The organism is Streptomonospora mangrovi (assembly GCF_027604915.1).
GTDB lineage: Bacteria > Actinomycetota > Actinomycetes > Streptosporangiales > Streptosporangiaceae > Streptomonospora > Streptomonospora mangrovi.
Genome location: NZ_JAJAQC010000002.1, coordinates 97,318 through 114,847 on the forward strand (window position 1 = coordinate 97,318; position 17,530 = coordinate 114,847).

Below are 17,530 nucleotides of genomic sequence, written 5' to 3' on the forward strand. Positions count from 1 at the left end.
CATCTCGCCGATTCGGTGTCCCCGCAGGTCAGACCATGGGAGCGGGCACCGCCCGCCCTCTCCGCCGCTCACCGGAGGCGCCCCGAAACGGCCCTCGCCGCCGTACCCGGTCGAACAGCCTCTGTCTGGAGGAAGCCGACGAGATTGCCTAGACCGCGACAACTGCGTGGAGGTGGCCGACCTCCCCGGCGGGGAGGCCGCCGCCCGCCCCTCGGATCATTAGGAATTCTTCACAAAACCGGTACCGCCTGCGGACACTTGGCTTCCAGGATTGTGGGGGACCGCAACCCGGTCCCCCACTTCCCTGCCATGACAGAGGTGCCGATGGACCACTCCCTCACCCCCCAGGGCGACGCCGCCGGAACGGCCGGACCCGCAGACCTCAGCCGCCGCAGAGCCGTGCTCCTCGGCGGCGCCATCGCCGCAGGGGCCGTCCTCGGGGCGGCCGGCCTCGGTGTCTCGCCCGCGTTCGCGGCCGAGAAGCCCTACGTCTACAGCCGCGCCTCGTGGAACGCCCGCAAGCCCGTCCTCTACGCCAAGGTCCTCGACCGCGCGCCGACCTACGTCATCGTCCACCACACGGCCACGCCCAACAGCACCGACTACTCGCGCGAGCACGCCTTCGCGCTGTCGCGGTCCATCCAGAACCACCACATGGACAACAACGGGTGGGACGACATCGGCCAGCAGCTCACCATCAGCCGCGGCGGGTACATCATGGAGGGCCGCAACCGCTCCCTGGTCGCGATCCGCGACGGCAACCACGCCGTGGGCGCGCACGTGGAGAGCTACAACGACGTCGCGATCGGCATCGAGAACGAGGGCACCTACATCTCGGCCTCGCCCACCGGGGCACTGTGGGAGTCGCTGGTGGCCACGTGCGCCTGGCTGTGCTCGGCCTACGGGCGCCCGGTGTCGGCGATCCGGGGCCACCGGGACTTCAACGCCACGGTCTGCCCGGGGGACCGCCTCTATTCGATGCTGCCGCGTCTGCGCGAGGAGGTCGGCGCCCGCCTCGCGGCCGCCGGGCTCCAGACCCTGTCCACCGAGGAGCTGCCCGCCCGCCAGCGTCCGCCGTTCCCCGAGGTCCCCACCTCCCGCGCCACCCCGGAGCCGTTCGACCACGGCCCCGCCGTCGGCGCCGGAGACTCCAACCGCCACGAGCGCTGACCCGTCCCCACCAGCCTCACCCGCGCCCCGGAGCGGACACCCGCTCCGGGGCCGCACCGCGCTCTCAACAGAGGACGGAAAGAAACGAAGCGGTAACAGCGGGCGCATCACCATCGTGAGCACACATCTTTCCCCCAGACTTCCCCCAGGATGGCGGGGCGGGCCCGAAACCCCGGTCCGCGTCGAACCCGTTTCCCGTCCCCTTGACCGTTTTCCCTGACGTCCCCGACCTCGGCAGAGGAGCCAATGAACCACCCGCACACCCCTCGCAGCGGCCGGGAGCACCGCGCCCCCGTCACCCCCTTCGCGACCACCCGGCGCCGCGCGCTCCTCCTCGGCGGGGCCCTCGCCGCCGGCGCGCTGGTCGGCACGACCGGCGGCGCATCGGCGGCCTCAGCCTCCGCGCGGCCCTGGGTCTACACGCGCGAGCACTGGCTGGCCCGCCCGCCCGTGCAGCCGGCGCAGATCCTGAGGCACGCCCCGAGCTACATCGTGGTGCACCACACGGCCTCGGAGAACAGCACCGACCACTCCCGCGCCCACGCCTTCGACCTGTCCCGGACCATCCAGGACCTGCACATGGACACCAACGGGTGGGACGACACCGGCCAGCAGCTCACCATCAGCCGGGGCGGCCACATCATGGAGGGCCGCAACGAGTCGCTGAACGCCATCGACCAGGGCATGCACGTGATGGGCGCCCACACCGCGAGCTACAACGACGTCGCGGTGGGGATCGAGAACGAGGGAACCTACATCACCGAGGAGCCCACCGCCGCGCTGTGGGACTCGCTGGTGGAGACGTGCGCGTGGCTGTGCGCGACCTACGCCCTGCCGGTCGCGGCGATCACGGGGCACCGCGACTTCAACGCCACGATCTGCCCGGGCGACCGCCTGTACGCGATGCTGCCCCAACTGCGCGAGGAGGTCGGCGCCCGCCTCGCGGCGGCCGGGCGGGAGAGGCTGTCCACCCGGGCCCTGCCCGCACCCCAGCGCCCGCCCTACCCGCAGGTCCCCACCCTGCGGTCGGCACCGGCACCCTTCCACCACGGCCCCGCCCTCAGCCCCGACGAGCGCTGACGCGCCCGGGGCCGACCACCGCTCCCCGGCCCTCGCCCGGCGGCTACGGCCGCCGCCGGGCGGAGGCCGGGCCGGCGCTACCACGCGTCCTCTTCGGGTTGGCCCATGTGGGCTGGGGTGTCCCCCTCCCAGCGGGCCGCGCGCATGTCGACTCTTCCGGTGCCGGGGCGCATGGGGGTGGCCTCGGCGGCGTAGTGGGCGGCGGCCTCCGCCTCGTGGCCCGGTGGGGGGCTGCCGTCGGCGCGGATGACGCGCCACCACGGCACTCCCCCGCCCCACGCCGCCATCACCGCGCCCACCTGGCGGGGGCCGCCCTCGCCCAGGTACTCGGCGATGTCGCCGTAGCTCATCACCTTCCCGGGCGGAATCCGCTCCACGACCTCCAACACGCGCTCCACGTACTCGCTGGGTCGGCTGAACGCCGGAGAAGGGGACATGGGGCGACGATAGCGGGACCGTCCGCCGGCGCGCGGCGGCATGCGAACGGCCCCCCGGTCGCGGACCGGGGGGCCGCCGGTGAGCGCGGGCCGGCCCGGGAGTCGGGCCGGCGGAGGCTAGGGCTTGGCCTGGCGGAGCTGGCCGGTGCCGGCCTGGGGTGGGACCACCTTGCGGTACAGGGCCAGGGCCGGGCCGACGTTGACGGCGCCGACGACGACCGCGATCGCGCCGGCGATCCAGGACGTCCAGGCCGCCGAGGGGGTGTCCACGAAGTCGAAGATCCACGGCAGGGCGATCAGTCCGATGCCGGTCAGCACGGTGACCGCCTCGGTGACGTACAACTGGGGGTGGATGACCGACAGCGTGCCCAGGAAGACCAGCAGGGTGCCGAGCAGGAACAGCGTCACCATGCCCAGCCCGATCATCTGGTGCCAGAACTGGCTCACCGCCACCGCGCACCCGGCCACCAGGACCAGCCAGTCGCCGGCACGCCGCATGAATCCCATCGTGTACCCCACCTCGCTCCGCTCGGAAACCCTGCCGTCGCTCCCTTCCCGTACCCACACCCGACCGGTTCCAACGGCGCGCGTGCGCACCCGACGTGCCGCGCCCGTGCGCGCCGGAGACGGCGAAGGCCGCCGCGGACCCTGCCGCGGCGGCCTTGCGAAGACCCGGTGACCGAAGTCCTCAGTACTCCGGCAGGCTGGGGTCGACCTGCTTGATCCAGGCCAGTACGCCGCCGCCCACGTGGACGGCGTCGCTGAAGCCGGCGCCCTTGAGCGCCGCCAGGGCCTCGGCCGAGCGGCCGCCGGACTTGCAGTGCAGGACGACGCGCTTGTCCTGGGGCAGCTTGGCGAACGCCTCGCCGTTCAGGAACTCGCCCTTGGGGATGAGGACCGAGCCCGGGATGTTGACGATCTCGTACTCGTTCTTCTCGCGGACGTCGACGAGGTAGAAGTCCTCGCCCCGGTCCATCATCTCCTTCAGCTCGGTGGCGGTGATGGTGGAGCCGGCGGCGGCCTCCTGGGCCTCCTCCGACACCGCGCCGCAGAACGCCTCGTAGTCGATCAGCTCGGTGATGGGCTCGCCCTCGGGGTCCTTGCGGACCTTGACGGTCTTCCAGCTCATCTCCAGGGCGTCGAAGATGAGCAGCCGGCCCACCAGCGGCTCGCCGATACCGGTGATCAGCTTGATCGCCTCGTTGACCATGACCGAGCCGATGGACGCGCACAGCACGCCCAGCACGCCGCCCTCGGCGCACGAGGGCACCATGCCGGGCGGCGGGGGCTCGGGGTAGAGGTCGCGGTACTGCGGCCCGTACTCGTTCCAGAAGACGCTGACCTGGCCGTCGAAGCGGTAGATCGACCCCCACACGTACGGCTTGTTCAGCAGCACGCAGGCGTCGTTCACCAGGTAGCGGGTGGCGAAGTTGTCGGTGCCGTCGAGGATGAGGTCGTAGCCGGAGAAGATCTCCAGCGCGTTGTCGGAGTCGAGGCGCTCCTTGTGCAGGATCACCTTGACGTAGGGGTTGATCTCCTCGATGCTCTCGCGCGCGGACTCGGCCTTGGGCTTGCCCACGTCGCTCTGCCCGTGGATGACCTGGCGCTGGAGGTTGGACTCGTCGACCACGTCGAAGTCGATGATGCCCAGGGTGCCCACCCCGGCCGCGGCCAGGTAGAGCAGCGCGGGCGAGCCGAGCCCGCCGGCGCCCACCACCAGCACCTTGGCGTTCTTCAGGCGCTTCTGCCCGGCCATGCCCACGTCGGGGATGATCAGGTGGCGGGAGTAGCGGCGAACCTCGTCGACGGTCAGCTCGTCGGCTGGTTCGACCAGCGGCGGCAACGACACAGCAGCTCCTCAGCATTCCTCGTTGGTGTCACGTCCCCGGAGCGTCGCCGGCGGACGCTGGGGCGAACGGGCACGTGACGAGCTTGCACTCATACCCAACCTACGGGGTGGGGTTTGGCATTCCCGGGGCGGGCCGAGGTTTGGCGGCGTGGGTGCGGGCCTGCGCGCTGAGGAGGAACGGCCGGACCTCGCGGGCCACGCGGTCGGGGCACTCCATCATGGCGACGTGGCCGGTGCGGGGCATCAGCACCGTGCGGCTGCCCCGGAACGCCCGCGCCGCGCGCGCCGCCGTGCGGGGGTTCACGAAGCGGTCGGCGGTGCCGTAGAGCAGCAGGGTGGGGCAGCGCACCAGCCGGGCCTGCGACCACAGCGAGCCCGCGCCCCGGCGCAGGTACTCGGTGACGATTCCGCGCAGGGACTCCAGCACGGCGGTGTGGGCGTGGGGCAGGGTGTCGCGCAGCCGCTGGGCCTCCAGCGCCTCCATGACGCGCTGCGGCGGCGCCGAGGCGGGGTCGAAGAAGGTGGTGTCGTACATGTCCTGCACCCGGACCTCGGGCGGGCGGCGCTGCACCAGGGTGAACACCGCGCGCCCCACGCCGGGCACCAGCGCCCCCGCCATCTGGTAGGGCACCAGGCGGGGCCAGAGGTCGGGCAGCGCCGGGGAGATCAGGGTGAGCGAGCGCACCAGGGCCGGGCGCTGGGCGGCCACCCGCACCGCCACCGCGCCGCCCAGGGAGTTGCCCACCAGGTGCACGGGGCCGTCGCCGGCGGAGATGAGCGCGGCGACGGTGCGGGCGTGGGAGTCGAGGGTGTAGTCGCCGTCGGGCGGGGGCGGGGAGTGGCCGAACCCGGGGAGGTCGAGCGCCTCGCCGGCGCAGTCGCGGCACAGGGCGCCCATGAGGTCGGTCCAGTCGGTGGAGGACCCGCCCAGGCCGTGGACGTAGACGGTGCGCCGGCGTTCGGCGGGCGCGCCGGGGTCGAGGCCGGCGCCGGGCGCCGGCGGGTGGTCGCGGCGGACGAAGACGCGGCGGCCGGCCACCGTGACGTGTTCGCCCGGCCACTGCGCGATCGGCTCCGGCATGGCTGTGCTCCTCCCGTCGGGTGGTGGGCGGTGGCGGCGGGCGCGGCCGCGCGCACCAGCCCCGCAGGACCATGCTGCTGGCGGCGCACCGCCCGCGCAACCGCCCGCGTACACCTGTGGACAACCGGGTAGGGGCAGTTCGCACGGCAGCGCCGCCGCCCGCGCGGGTAGCGTGGGCGGCGGCGGAGCAGACCGTCAGGAGCACTCGACCCGCAGAGGGGGAATGGTGACCGAACCGCAGGACACCGCGCCGAAGGACGACGACGAGCGCTCCCTGGAGACCACCGACGCCGACTTCTCCGAGCAGCGCGCCGAGGTCGCCCCCGGCGAGGAGGACTGGGCCCGCGGCGCCGCGCTCGCCGACCCCGAGGTGTCCGAGGCCGACGCCGTGGAGCAGCTCCGCGAGGTGGAGCTGGACGAGGACGAGTACCGCTGAGGCGTCCCCGCGCCCGGCGCGGGCCGTCCGGACAGGTCGTCCGCGCAGGCCGTCCTGTGCGGGAGATCCGCGCAGGTCGGCGTGCCCGCGCCGGCGCGTCCTCGGGCGCCCGCCCGGGGCCGCGCACCGCCCGGAAGCGCCGGGCTACGTGCGAGTAAGTAGGATGGTGGTGTCGCGCCGGGCGGTGTCGCCCAGTGATGCCGGCGATCCCCTGATCTCGGCGGCGCGTCCCATCGCAGGACCATCGAGCGCGGCAGCCGCACAACGCCGCGAGGAGTTCGGAGGGTGTGGGTGTGACAGCTCCTTCAGACGCCCGCCCGCGGGGAACCCGGCTGCCCCGGCTGGCGCGCCGCCGCCAACTGCTGGCCGCCGCCCAGGAGGTCTTCGTCGCGCGCGGCTACCACGCCGCCGCCATGGACGAGATCGCCGACCGCGCCGGAGTCAGCAAGCCGGTCCTCTACCAGCACTTCCCGGGCAAGCAGGAGCTGTACCTGGCGCTGCTGGAGCAGCACTCCCACGCCCTGGTCGAGAAGCAGCGCGAGGCGCTGGAGAGCACCGACGACAACCGCCAGCGCGTCACCGCCAGCTTCCGCGCCTACTTCGACTTCGTCGCCGGCGAGGGCGAGGCGTTCCGCCTGGTCTTCGAGTCCGACCTGCGCAACGTCCCGGCGGTCCGCGAGAAGACCGAGCAGACCCTCCAGGCGTGCGCCGAGCTGATCAGCGACGTCATCCGCCAGGACACCAGCATCTCCGACGAGGAGGCGCACCTGCTCAGCATCGGCCTGGTGGGCATGGCCGAGACCAGCGCCCGCTACTGGCTGAGCAACTTCGGCACCATCCCGCAGGAGGCCGCCGAGCAGCTCATCGCCCGGCTGGCCTGGCGCGGCATCAGCGGCTGGGACCTCACCCGGGGCGGCTGACCCGGCCGCGCCGGGCGCGCCACCCCTCGCACGCACCCCCGGCCCCCGTGCCGCGCCGCCGCGTGTGCGGGGCCGGTCGGCCGCGCCCCCTCGTCCTCCCGCTCCCCTGCCCCCGCCCCGCTCCCGCTCCCTGCCGCCCGGCGACGTCCGGCGGCCGCCGCGGGTTTACCAAGGGACGGCAACGGCACCCCCAAATCTCACTTTGCGTAGCCAGTGGTCACTCTACGGTGATTCGGTATGCCCCTTTTCGGGTAATCGCCGGTAAGAGAACGAGTCGTCTCGGTTTCGCCGGACGGACGCGGGCCGGATCCCGGGTACCGGCGGGGCGCCATCGGGGGTGAAGAGATGAACATCCAGCAAGGGCTGTCGGACGCCTGGGGCGCCGTCGCCACGTTCGTGCCACGCCTAGCGGCCTTCCTGGTGATCCTGATCCTGGGCTGGATCATCGCCAAGTTCGTCGGCCGCATGGTCGGCAAGGCCCTGGCCAAGGTCGGCCTCGACCGCGGCCTGGACCGCAGCGGCGTGGGCGAGTACTTCCAGCGCAGCCGCTACAGCGCCAGTGAGCTGTGCGGCAAGATCGTCTACTACGTCGGCCTGCTGATCGTCCTCCAGCTCGCGTTCAGCGTGTTCGGGCCCACCAACCCGATCACCCAGCTCCTCAACAACGTGGTGAGCTGGATCCCGCTCGCGATCGTCGCCCTGGTGATCGTCGTCGTGGCCGCCATGATCGCCAAGGCCGCCCGCGACATCGTCTCCAGCGCCCTGGCGGGCCTGAGCTACGGCCGCTTCCTGGCCAACGCGGTGGGCGTGTTCATCATGGCCCTCGGGGTGATCGCCGCGCTGAACCAGATCGGCGTGGCCACCACCGTCACCCAGCCGGTGCTGATCGCGGTGCTGGCCACCGTCGGCGGCATCCTGGTGGTCGGTGTGGGCGGCGGCCTGGTGCGGCCCATGCAGGACCGCTGGTCCAACTGGCTGGCGGCCGCCGAGCGCGAGACCGGCCGGGTGAAGGACGCCAACTACCGCGCGGGCCGCTCCGACGCCATGGGCGCGCCGCAGCAGGCACCGCGCGAACCCGCCCAGCACGGGGCGCACGCCGCCGGCGGCGCCTCGGGCGGCCCGGCGATGGGCCGGGGCGGCATGGGCGAGGAGCCGCCGCACCGCCCGCCGGCGTGACGGCCGCGGCGGCCCGGGCCTGAAACCCGGGTGGCGCGCGGCGCGGGCGCACAGCCCCGCACCGAATGCGCCGGACGCCGGGAAAGCACCGAACTCTACGGAAAGCACTGAGGGGGCGCGGCCGATGGCCCGCCCCCTTCTTCCTGTCCTCCCGGACCGCCGCGGGTGCCGCGCGCGGGCGGGCATCCCGCCCCCGCGGCGGCGCTCAGCGGCGCGGTGCGCCCCACGGCGCCCTCACAGCAGTTCGTCGTCGGCCAGTTCCTCGCGTGAGAGGCGGTTGAGGCGACGGACGATGAGCGCGACGCTGACCCCGACCAGGATCATGGCGATCCAGAAGGCCACCGACGCGAGGTCGATTCCGATGAAGACCATGACCGCCAGCGCGATCACGATGATCGAGGCGAAAAGAGAGAAGTCGACGCGGTCCTGCTGAATCAGGACGCCGATCGGTGGACGCGCCGCCCCATGCCGGCCGCTCCCCATGCGATCTTCCTTTCTTGCGGCAGCATCTCACCGCGTTTTTCGTCCCGGGGGGTGCTCCTCGCGCCGTGGCGGGCTCCGTTGACCGCCGCCGGGCATCGGTGTGGACCGGTGCGCCGACGCGCCCGTGCTCCGCCGCCGCGAGCAGCGGCGTGGCCACACCCCGGATATGGCTCAGCCTACGCTCAGTCATCACACCCGTGGGGTGACTTCGCGGATCGTCGTCGCCGCGCCGGGACGTGATCCGCCGCCCAAGGGTGAGATCAAACTTAGCGGACGAAACCGTGTTCCTTCGCCAGCCGGCAGACGGCGAGCACGCGCAGGGTCTCCCAGTCGTAGCCGTCGGACGCCGAGTGCCAGCCGCGCTCGCGGCAGCCGTCGACGAAGCCGTGGAGGTACCGGGTGAGGCTGCGGTGGGTGATGCGGCCGCCGTCGGCGGACAGGGAGTCCCGCACGGCCGCGGCGTGCTGGTCCAGCTCAGCGGTGAGCCAGGGTTCCGTTGCCCCGCTCAGGGGACCGAGCAGTCCGAACTCGCGGGACAGCCGGGCGAGCGGCCCTTCCGCGAAGAACCCAGGACGCATGGATGGATACCTCGGAGCCGGGGACGGGGTGAGAACTGGACCGACTATATACGAAAAATAGAAGGAAGATAGACGAAACTGTGACAATGCAGCCGACCGGCCTCGCGGGTCCTCCCGATCGAACCCGCAGGTCGCGGGGCCGCGCCGACCCCGATCGCCGCCGGCGCTGGGGTTCCCGGCCTCAGCCGCTGAGCCCCATCGCCTCCAGCCGCGCCGCGTGGGCGTCGGTCAGGTCGGCGAACATCCGGCTCACCATCGCGAGGTCGCCCGGCTCGGCGGCGTCGGCCTCGGCCCCGCCCGGGGCGGCCTCCCGCGCGCCGCCGCCCAGCAGCGCCGCCAGGTCGGGGCGCCGCGCCGCCACGCTCTGCGCCTGGCTCAGCGCCTCGCCCACCAGGCGGCGCGCCCACAGCGACAGCCGGCCGGCCAGCCGGGGGTCGTCGGCGATGGCCGCGCGCACCTGGGCGGCCACGAACTCCGCGCGCCCGGACTCCACCAGGGTGTCGCGCACCAGCGCCTGGGTCTCGGGGTCGGCCAGCTCGGCGAGCCTGCGGTAGAAGTCGTCGGCGATCCCGTCGCCCACATACGCCTTGACCAGGCTCTCCAGCCAGCTCTGCGGCTCGGTGCGGGCGTGCCAGGCGTCCAGCGGCACCACGAAGGGGCGCATGGCCTCCTCGGGGTCGGCGCCCAGTTCGCGCAGCCGGTCGTGCAGCCGCCGGTAGTTGGCCTGCTCGGAGACCGCGATCTCGGCGAGTTCGCCCTTGCCCGCCAAAGTGGGCGCGAGTTCGGCGTCGCCGGCCAGCCGGAAGAACGCCACGAGCCGGGCGTAGGCCAGCAGGCCCAGCAGGTCGATGACGCCGGCGCCCGCGGCGGGCGCGGGACCGGCGGCCGCGGAGGTCTGCTGCTCGCTCACCACTGCTCCCTTGCGGACCGGGGGACGGCGCCCGGTGTCCGGGCGGTCATGGCCGACAGGTTATCGCCCCCGCGCCGGCGGCGGACCCGGCGCGGGGGCGGACTATTCCGCGCCGCCGCGGTGTTCCACCGGTGGGACACCGCCGGGGCTGACAGCGCTCGTGCGCCGCGCGGCGAAACACGGCATATCCAGCGCAAGGAGCGGCAGGATACACTCTCCCTCAGTGGCCGCCACCAGTCGGCCATCGCGCGGAGCCCTCGCCGCGGACGCGCACGCCCCTCGGGGCGCGGGCGCCCCTGCCGGCTCGCGCGCGCGGCAGACCCCGCGCGGCTCCTTCGCCGGAGCACCGCGCGGCGCTCCGCGGCGCACCACGACAACACCGTCACCGACCGAAGGTGACCGAGCGAGCGTCGACGTCGACTGCCCGAACGTGCCGGTACCACGGCAGGCGAGGAGCGTGAGCGTGCGGATGATCATCCCACCCGCCCCAGCCGCGCCGACCGTCACCCGTAGGGCCGTGGGCGCCCACGCCACGACAGCGGACAGCCCAGCGCTCCCCACCGCGCCGACCGGACCGCGCCGGGGACCACACCGAACCGGTCCCCGAGCCGCGCCGGCACCGCACCGCCCACGCAGGCGGTCGCGGCGCGCCGAGCAGCAGGCCCCGCCCCGGGCCCTGTCCGCCGCACCAACCCAGGCCACGCACCGACAATCGCGGCCCGCCCAGATGGAGGCATGAGCCCTGACCAGCGCAGAAACCACCACCCAAGCACGACAGACCTTCCGCGGACTCGGCGTCAGCGCCGAGATCGCCGACGCCCTCGAAGCCGAGGGCATCGTCGAACCGTTCCCGATCCAGACCATGGCCCTGCCGCTGGCCCTGGCCGGCTCCGACATCATCGGCCAGGCCCGCACCGGCACCGGCAAGACCTTCGCCTTCGGCCTGCCCCTGCTCCAGCGGGTCCAGGCGTCCCCCGCCGACCCCAAGCGCCCGCGCGCGCTGGTGGTCGTGCCCACCCGCGAACTCGCCATCCAGGTGGCCGCCGACCTCACCACGGCCGGCAAGCGCACCGGCGCGCGGATCCTGACCGTCTACGGCGGCCGCGCCTACGAGCCCCAGATCGAGGGGCTGCGCAACGGCATCGACATCGTCGTGGGCACCCCCGGGCGCCTGCTCGACCTGGAGAAGCAGAAGCACCTGAACCTGGGCGACGTCCAGGCCGTGGTGCTTGACGAGGCCGACAAGATGCTCGACCTCGGCTTCCTGCCCGACATCACCCGCATCCTCACCAAGACCCCCGAGCAGCGGCAGACCATGCTGTTCTCGGCGACCATGCCCAGCGAGATCGTCCAACTGTCGCGCAGCTACCTGCGCCGGCCCACCCACGTGCGCGCGGGCGACGACGACGAACCGGGCCAGACCCGGGTCAACGACATCGTCCAGCACGTGTTCCGCACCCACCAGATGGACAAGCCCGAGATGCTGGCCCGGCTGCTCCAGGCCGAGGGGCGCGGGCTGAGCATGGTGTTCTGCCAGACCAAGCGCGCCTGCGACAAGGTCGCCGCCGAACTCCAGGACCGCGGGTTCGCCGCCGCCGCCGTGCACGGCGACCTCGGCCAGAGCCAGCGCGAGCGGGCGCTGCGGGCGTTCCGCAGCGGCAAGATCGACGTCCTGGTCGCCACCGACGTCGCGGCGCGGGGCCTGGACGTCGACGACGTCACCCACGTCGTCAACTACGAGTGCCCCGAGGACGAGAAGACTTACACCCACCGCATCGGCCGCACCGGCCGGGCCGGGCGCTCGGGCACGGCGGTCACGTTCATCGACTGGCGCGAGATCGCGCGCTGGAAGCTGATCAACACCGCGCTGGACCTGCCGCACAGCGACCCGCCCGAGACCTACTCCACCTCCGAGCACTTCTTCGAGGCGCTGTCGATCCCGGCCGGCACCAAGGGGCGGCTCGCCGTCGAGCGGCGCGAGCGCGCCGGCCTTGAGGCCGAGGAGATCGAGGACATCGGCGACACCGGCCCGCACCGGGGCGGCGATCGCGGTGGCGACCGGCGCGAGCAGCGCGGCCAGGGCGGCCGCGGCGGCCGGTCGCGCAACCGGCGCCGGCGCTCCGGCGGGCGGGAGCAGGGCGCTCCTGCCGCCGCCGAACCCGCCGCCGCCACCGAATCGGGTGGCGCGGGCGCGGGCGACGACTCCGCTCCGGCCGCCTCCTCCTCCCGCCGGCGCCGCCGCCGGCGCACCCGCGGCGGGGTGGACCTGCCGCAGAGCAGCCAGGACTAGCAGCCGCCGCCCGCGCGGCGGCGGCCTTTGGGCCGCCGACAGCGCGGAGCGGCACCGTACACGGCACGCGGCACACGGCCCTCCACCCGGGGCCGGCCGCGGTCGCCTCCGCCGACCCTCGGCCCGCGTCCGCGCGGGCCGTCCGTGTTTTCGCCCACGGGCGGCCGCCGTGGCCGCGCCCTCGGCGGGGGCCGGGTGGCGCGGTGGCACAGGGACCGGTGCGGCGCGCGGCCGTCCGCGACCGGCCGAGGCCGCGCGGGACGCGCGCGGGCGGCGTCCCGGTGCGCCGGTGGCCGGTATCGGCAGTGGCCGCCACGGGCCGCGGCCCGCCCCTGGCGTCGCGGACCTCGGCGAATATAGTCGCTAATGTGAGCATTCCTCGGTTCCTGGACCTTCCGGCCTGCGTGCGCCCCCTCAACATCCAGACCCCGCTGGGCGCGGTGGCCGCGCTCCGGGCCACACCGGCCTCGGGCGGCGCCGAGCACCAGCCCGCGCTGTTGGTGCCGGGCTACACCGGGAGCAAAGAGGACTTCATCGCGCTGCTGGAGACCCTGGCGCGGGCCGGGCGGTCGGTGACCGCCATCGACATGCCCGGCCAGTACGAGTCCCCCGGCCTGCCCGACCCCGCGCAGTACACCCCGGCCGGGCTGGGCCGCGTCATCGGCGAGGTCGCGCTCACCCTGGACGACGGCCCGGTGCACCTGCTCGGCCACTCCTTCGGCGGGCTGGTCACCCGCGAGACCGTCATCGAGGGCGCCGTACCGCTGCTGTCCTACACGCTGATGAGTTCGGGGCCCTCGGCCATCGGCGGCTCCCGCGCCCGCGACGCCGGCGGCCTGGTGGCCGCGCTGGGCGCCGAACGCACGCGCGCCCGGCTGGAGGAGGTCTGGACCCAGCACCTGGAGGAGCCCACCCGCGCCAGCGGCGTCGACCCCGAGATCCACGCCTTCCTGCGCCGGCGCATGCTCGCCAACCACCCCGAGGGGCTGGTGCGGATGGCCGAGGCGCTGCTGGCCGCGCCCGACCGCACCGCCGACCTCGCCCGCCGGGCCGAGCTGCCCATGCTGGTGCTCTACGGCGAGAACGACGACGCCTGGCCGCCGGAGGCGCAGGCGGCGATGGCCGAAACCCTGGGCGCCGAGCGCGTGGTGGTGCCCGGCGCGGCCCACTCGCCCAACGTGGAGGCGCCCGAGACCACGGCCCAGGCGCTCACGGCGTTCTGGAACCGCACGGAGAAGATGCCGGGCCTGCCGGTCTGAGGTGCCCCCGGCGGCGCTCCGCGCCCCCTCCCCCGCCGACTCCCCCGCCGCCCGCGCGCGTCCGCCCCCTGGGGCGCGGGCGCGCGCGGGGCTATGATCGCCTCGCCGCACCCTGCCCCGTCCGTCGCCCGGCACCGCCTGCGAACCACCCGATGTGACAGCGAGGTCACCCGTGGACATGGACTCCCGCCCCAATGACGAGTTCCCCTACTTCACCGGCCGCGAGGAATTCACCCCCGAGTACGCGGGCACCCGTTTCGCGAACGTGGAGATCGGCCCGGCAGCACGGGAGACCCTCGACGGGATGCCGCCCAACGCCCGGACGCGGACGTTGGCGATGCTGGAGCGGCTGGACGCCGAACTCGCCGAGCACAACGCGAACGTCCCGCCCGGCCCCCACGCCGTGCCCAGGCACGGGTTCGCGCCGATACGCAGCGAGGAGGTCTGGGCGGGTGAGGCCGGATGGGGGACCGTCGAACTGGGGTACCGGCAGAGTGCCAGTGAGCGGGGTCTGCTGTGGGCCGGCGTCCACTACGTCGAGTGGGAGAAGGCGCTGGCACCCCGGCGGACTGCCCCCCCGCACCGGGAGCGGGCGCGGTGGCTCACCGCCGAGCAACTGGCCACGCACGCCGACCGCCACGGGTCCACGGAGTTCGCCAACCTGGAACTGTCCCCGCGTGCTCAGGCGGACCTGGCGGAGCTGGCGCCCCGGGAGCGCGCCCGCGCCGTAAACGCCCTGGTCGAACTCGACAAGCGCGTCGGCCGGACGAATCACCTGCTGGATCTCAGCCGAGGCGGGTACCACGACGCGATGGCCCAGCATCCGGACTACGTGAAATGGAGCAGTCCGCAGGCGCTGAAGCAGAAGTTCACCGGTACCGCCAAGGCCCCCGGCCTGGTCGTGGTGGAGCACCGGATCGGCACCAACCTGGTCGCCTTCCAGCGCGCCGTGGTCGACCGCGTCGCCGTGCGCCACCCCACCGCCGACCACCCCTCCGGCGCACGCCGGCGGTCGGCGGCGCAGGCGGCCGGAGCCGCCGCCCAGACCGGCGCGGCCGCTCAAACCGTGGCCGCTCGCCGCAGGGCCACCGCGCGCCCCGCCACCAGGCGGATCTCCTGAACCGGCAGCGCAAGGACGCGTAGAGGGGAAGTCGCATGGTTGAGGCACAGACCGATCCGGACTACCGGCGGTTCAAGGAGGAACTGGCCGACGCGTGGTTCCGCTACCCCTCCGGGGAGAAGCAGCGGATAGCACGGCGCCTTGCCCGGAGGGGCTACGCCCGCAGGGGGGTGCGCGTGCTCGGCGTGGGAGGCGGCATCCTCGGGATCTCCTTTCCCATCGTCGCGCTCGAAAGCGTCGGCGCCATCCCCGCGGCCCTGAACACCGGGCTCCGTATGGTGGGGGCCCTCGTCGCGACCGTGTTCGCGGCCCTCTACGGCTGGGTTGTGGCCGTCAACCAGTTCTTCTCGGTGAAGGACCGCCTTGTCGACCCGCCGGAGGTGCGCGCCGTGGCGGCGGAGATGCGGGAGCCGTGGCAGAAGCGGAAGAAGGGGGAGCCGCACCCGGAGCCGGCGTGGCGGATCGGGCTCGCCGCGGCGCAGGAGACCGCGCGGGCACACGTTTCCGCCGAGACCGCGCAGCGCCGCGCCGCCTCCCGTCCGCCCGCTCCCGCCCGTGCCGAGGGGCCGGCCCCAGCGGTGGGCCCGGTCACGTCCGTGTCGCCGGCGCGGACGGCGGCCGAAGCCCTCCGCGCCGGCCGGGTGAGCCTCGTCAAGCACCGCAGTCCGAAATCGGGGCAGTCCGACGATCCCCGCCTGCCGCGGCCGGAGCCTCACGCAGCCGGGCGCCGCGCGGAGCGCAATGAGTCGCCCGTGCGGAAGCCGCGACTCTGACGCGGCGTTGACCCGGTGCGGCCGGACGACTACGTTGCCGGTCCGAAGCGGCCACCGGTCCGGCGGACACGACGAGGAGGGGGCGGGTGGAGTCCAAGCGCGTACCCGACGCAACGGAACGGCGGCGCTGGCTGGCGCCCGACCGGTTCGCCACCCATCAGCCCTACTACCTCGACCAGCGGCCCGCGCGGAGCCGGGTCGAGGCGTTCGCCCACCTCGAACTGTCGGCGCGCGCCCAAACCGACCTCGACCGCCTGGCCCCGGGGGCGATCGAACCCGTCCTGGCCGCCCTGCACCGGCTGGACGACCGGCTGGCCGAGGAGAACGCGCGCGTGACGCGGGCCGCTCCGGCGCACCGCGCCACCGATCCGCTGGCCCACTACGGCGTGGGCTGGACACAGGGGCCGACCATCGACGGACGGACCCTGGCCAAGGGGCCGGGCGGGGGCGCGTACTCGATCCTGCACCAGGTGGGCCGTGACCTGGAAGGGCGGCAGCGCGCCATCATCGACGGCGTGGAGTTCCGCCTGGGCGGGGACGTCCGGCTCGATCCGACCCGGCTGAAGCGGGCCGCCGAACCGATCAGGCCCGGCAGCGAGTCGGAGCGGGCGTCGCACCTGCGCGGCCGGGAGCGGGCGCGCCACGCGGACCGGTCCGGCCGGCGGACGTGACCGCGCGCGGGCGCGATACGGGAGCGGTCAGGCGACGGGAGCGCGGCGCGGGGTGCCAGTGGGCAACGCGGGGTGCTGGAGTACAGCACGGCGGCGGTGCGCGGCCGGGCCGGGCGGCTTCGGCCGCGCACCGCTGCGCGTAACGGGTCTCAGGCGGTCGACACCCAGGAGTCGAAGTTGCGCGACTCCGCCTCGACGGTGGTCTCGGGGCCGCTGTCGGGCAGCACCCGGGTGTCCGGCGGCAGCGAGAGGATGACCTCGCCGATGGAGTGCAACTGCTGGGTGTAGTCGATGTAGCCGTCGCCCACCGTGCCCAGTTCGCCGGCGCGCAGGGAGTCGCCGGTGAAGACGATGCCGCGCTCGGAGATGTAGTAGGCCACGCTGCCGTTGGCGGTGCCGGGGATCGGCAGGACGTCGACCTCCAGGTCGCCGACCTTGAACGAGCCGCCGCCCTCGACCTCCATGTCGGGGCGGTGCTCGGCGCCGTGCTCGCGGCGCCAGGCGCGCAGCTCGCGGCGGTGCAGGGCGATGGGGGCCTCGTCGCGTTCGGCGACCTCGATCGCCGCGCCGATGTGGGTGTTGTAGCCGTTGGTGCAGGCGACCAGGTAGACCTCGCGGTCGCCGACGGCGTCCAGGATGGCCTTGGCGTCGTGGGCGGGGTCGATGACGATGACGCCCTCGTCGTCGGCGTCGACGATCCAGGTGTTGCTGACGACGTCGTACTCCTCGCCCTCGGCCTTCAGCACGCCGGCGGTGCGCACGCGGCGCACGCCCTCGTCGTCGGGACCGGTGACACCGGGCTCGCCGGTGCCGGCGTCGGCGAACAGGCCGGCCGGCTTGGGCTCCTTGGCCTTCGCGGTGTCCGTGGCGTCGTCGGAGTCCTCGTCGTCGTCCGCGTCGGCCGCGTCCGCGTCGTCGTCGGCCACGTCGTCGTCCTTGGCGTCGGCGGCCTCGGCCTTCTCACCGTCGGCGGCCGTGGCGCCGTCACCGTCGGCATCGGCGTCGGCAACGGGGTCCGCCTTGGCCTTCGCCGTGGCTGCGGCCGCACCGGTGTCCTCGGCGCCGGCGGCAGCGCCGTCCGTGCCGCCCTTGTTGTCCGCCGCCTCGGCCGCGCCCGTCTCGTCCTCGGCGGTGGGCTCCGCGCGCTCGTCGTCGGTGTCAGCGCTGTCGGTGGTCACCGCCGCGCCCTCCGCACCGGCCTCGTCGCCGTCCTTCTTCTTGCCCTTCCGCTTCCAGAACACGGTCCCGACCCTTCGATATGTGCGTCCGAACTCATCGATAGTGCGGGACCATTGTC

General features: G+C 73.9%; 18 protein-coding genes. 10 read left to right on the plus strand and 8 right to left on the minus strand.

The window, feature by feature from the left end; all coding sequences use genetic code 11:
* Window positions 1-309 precede the first annotated feature (309 nt).
* Together LG943_RS01315 and LG943_RS01320 are read left to right on the plus strand one after the other, a co-directional pair.
* Entirely contained in the window at window positions 310-1,170 is an 861-nt protein-coding gene (locus LG943_RS01315) for a peptidoglycan recognition protein family protein (RefSeq protein WP_270070269.1), read from the plus strand.
* 246 nt (window positions 1,171-1,416) lie between these two features.
* Complete coding sequence (locus tag LG943_RS01320) at window positions 1,417-2,250, plus strand: peptidoglycan recognition protein family protein (RefSeq protein ID WP_270070270.1); 834 nt, start codon at window positions 1,417-1,419, stop codon at window positions 2,248-2,250.
* Window positions 2,251-2,327: 77 nt separating this feature from the next.
* On the opposite strand, the gene LG943_RS01325 is transcribed toward LG943_RS01320, so the two are convergent.
* The 4 genes from LG943_RS01325 to LG943_RS01340 form a co-directional block, all read right to left on the minus strand.
* Window positions 2,328-2,687, minus strand: a complete 360-nt coding sequence (locus tag LG943_RS01325) for an MGMT family protein (protein WP_270070271.1) — start codon at window positions 2,685-2,687, stop codon at window positions 2,328-2,330.
* 117 nt (window positions 2,688-2,804) lie between these two features.
* Window positions 2,805-3,185: an SPW repeat domain-containing protein gene (locus LG943_RS01330; protein ID WP_270070272.1), complete on the minus strand. Its 381-nt coding sequence runs from the start codon at window positions 3,183-3,185 to the stop codon at window positions 2,805-2,807.
* A gap of 190 nt (window positions 3,186-3,375) precedes the next feature.
* Window positions 3,376-4,536, minus strand: a complete 1,161-nt coding sequence (gene moeZ / locus LG943_RS01335; protein ID WP_270070273.1) for an adenylyltransferase/sulfurtransferase MoeZ — start codon at window positions 4,534-4,536, stop codon at window positions 3,376-3,378.
* Between the two features lie 100 nt (window positions 4,537-4,636).
* The gene (locus LG943_RS01340; RefSeq protein WP_270070274.1) at window positions 4,637-5,617 is read right to left on the minus strand and encodes an alpha/beta fold hydrolase; all 981 of its coding nucleotides are present in this window, start codon (window positions 5,615-5,617) and stop codon (window positions 4,637-4,639) included.
* A 226-nt stretch (window positions 5,618-5,843) separates the two neighbouring features.
* Between LG943_RS01340 and LG943_RS01345 the strand changes: the two genes are divergently transcribed.
* From LG943_RS01345 to LG943_RS01355, 3 genes are all read left to right on the plus strand, one after another.
* Complete coding sequence (locus tag LG943_RS01345) at window positions 5,844-6,053, plus strand: hypothetical protein (protein ID WP_408648524.1); 210 nt, start codon at window positions 5,844-5,846, stop codon at window positions 6,051-6,053.
* Window positions 6,054-6,346: 293 nt separating this feature from the next.
* On the plus strand, window positions 6,347-6,973 hold the full coding sequence (locus tag LG943_RS01350) for a TetR/AcrR family transcriptional regulator (RefSeq protein ID WP_270070276.1): 627 nt from the start codon (window positions 6,347-6,349) through the stop codon (window positions 6,971-6,973).
* A gap of 345 nt (window positions 6,974-7,318) precedes the next feature.
* Window positions 7,319-8,149 (plus strand): mechanosensitive ion channel family protein, encoded by an 831-nt coding sequence (locus LG943_RS01355; protein WP_270070277.1) that lies wholly within the window; start codon window positions 7,319-7,321, stop codon window positions 8,147-8,149.
* Window positions 8,150-8,383: 234 nt separating this feature from the next.
* On the opposite strand, the gene LG943_RS01360 is transcribed toward LG943_RS01355, so the two are convergent.
* From LG943_RS01360 to LG943_RS01370, 3 genes are all read right to left on the minus strand, one after another.
* Window positions 8,384-8,632, minus strand: coding sequence for a hypothetical protein (locus LG943_RS01360; protein ID WP_270070278.1), 249 nt, complete (start codon window positions 8,630-8,632; stop codon window positions 8,384-8,386).
* Between the two features lie 266 nt (window positions 8,633-8,898).
* Complete coding sequence (locus LG943_RS01365; protein ID WP_270070279.1) at window positions 8,899-9,210, minus strand: DUF6401 family natural product biosynthesis protein; 312 nt, start codon at window positions 9,208-9,210, stop codon at window positions 8,899-8,901.
* Window positions 9,211-9,391: 181 nt separating this feature from the next.
* Complete coding sequence (locus LG943_RS01370) at window positions 9,392-10,120, minus strand: ferritin-like fold-containing protein (protein WP_270070280.1); 729 nt, start codon at window positions 10,118-10,120, stop codon at window positions 9,392-9,394.
* An 862-nt stretch (window positions 10,121-10,982) separates the two neighbouring features.
* Between LG943_RS01370 and LG943_RS01375 the strand changes: the two genes are divergently transcribed.
* The 5 genes from LG943_RS01375 to LG943_RS01395 all read left to right on the plus strand — a co-directional run bounded on the left by LG943_RS01375 (window position 10,983) and on the right by LG943_RS01395 (window position 16,233).
* Window positions 10,983-12,410, plus strand: coding sequence for a DEAD/DEAH box helicase (locus LG943_RS01375; RefSeq protein WP_270070281.1), 1,428 nt, complete (start codon window positions 10,983-10,985; stop codon window positions 12,408-12,410).
* Between the two features lie 368 nt (window positions 12,411-12,778).
* A complete protein-coding gene (locus LG943_RS01380; protein WP_270070282.1) occupies window positions 12,779-13,669 on the plus strand; it encodes an alpha/beta fold hydrolase in 891 nt (296 codons plus the stop codon).
* 172 nt (window positions 13,670-13,841) lie between these two features.
* A complete protein-coding gene (locus LG943_RS01385; protein WP_270070283.1) occupies window positions 13,842-14,789 on the plus strand; it encodes a hypothetical protein in 948 nt (315 codons plus the stop codon).
* Between the two features lie 35 nt (window positions 14,790-14,824).
* The gene (locus tag LG943_RS01390) at window positions 14,825-15,562 is read left to right on the plus strand and encodes a hypothetical protein (protein WP_270070284.1); all 738 of its coding nucleotides are present in this window, start codon (window positions 14,825-14,827) and stop codon (window positions 15,560-15,562) included.
* A gap of 86 nt (window positions 15,563-15,648) precedes the next feature.
* A complete protein-coding gene (locus LG943_RS01395) occupies window positions 15,649-16,233 on the plus strand; it encodes a hypothetical protein (RefSeq protein WP_270070285.1) in 585 nt (194 codons plus the stop codon).
* 149 nt (window positions 16,234-16,382) lie between these two features.
* On the opposite strand, the gene LG943_RS01400 is transcribed toward LG943_RS01395, so the two are convergent.
* Window positions 16,383-17,474 (minus strand): MBL fold metallo-hydrolase, encoded by a 1,092-nt coding sequence (locus LG943_RS01400; protein ID WP_270070286.1) that lies wholly within the window; start codon window positions 17,472-17,474, stop codon window positions 16,383-16,385.
* Window positions 17,475-17,530 lie beyond the last annotated feature (56 nt).

Excerpts from the sequence above, each read along its gene's own strand:
- LG943_RS01375 (WP_270070281.1), top strand. The coding sequence starts at position 10,983 with ATGGCCCTGCCGCTGGCCCTGGCCGGCTCCGACATCATCGGCCAGGCC.
- LG943_RS01315 (WP_270070269.1), top strand. The coding sequence starts at position 310 with ATGACAGAGGTGCCGATGGACCACTCCCTCACCCCCCAGGGCGACGCC.
- LG943_RS01365 (WP_270070279.1), bottom strand. The coding sequence starts at position 9,210 with ATGCGTCCTGGGTTCTTCGCGGAAGGGCCGCTCGCCCGGCTGTCCCGC.
- LG943_RS01390 (WP_270070284.1), top strand. The coding sequence starts at position 14,825 with ATGGTTGAGGCACAGACCGATCCGGACTACCGGCGGTTCAAGGAGGAA.
- LG943_RS01340 (WP_270070274.1), bottom strand. The coding sequence starts at position 5,617 with ATGCCGGAGCCGATCGCGCAGTGGCCGGGCGAACACGTCACGGTGGCC.
- LG943_RS01325 (WP_270070271.1), bottom strand. The coding sequence starts at position 2,687 with ATGTCCCCTTCTCCGGCGTTCAGCCGACCCAGCGAGTACGTGGAGCGC.
- LG943_RS01360 (WP_270070278.1), bottom strand. The coding sequence starts at position 8,632 with ATGGGGAGCGGCCGGCATGGGGCGGCGCGTCCACCGATCGGCGTCCTG.
- LG943_RS01330 (WP_270070272.1), bottom strand. The coding sequence starts at position 3,185 with ATGCGGCGTGCCGGCGACTGGCTGGTCCTGGTGGCCGGGTGCGCGGTG.
- LG943_RS01320 (WP_270070270.1), top strand. The coding sequence starts at position 1,417 with ATGAACCACCCGCACACCCCTCGCAGCGGCCGGGAGCACCGCGCCCCC.
- LG943_RS01355 (WP_270070277.1), top strand. The coding sequence starts at position 7,319 with ATGAACATCCAGCAAGGGCTGTCGGACGCCTGGGGCGCCGTCGCCACG.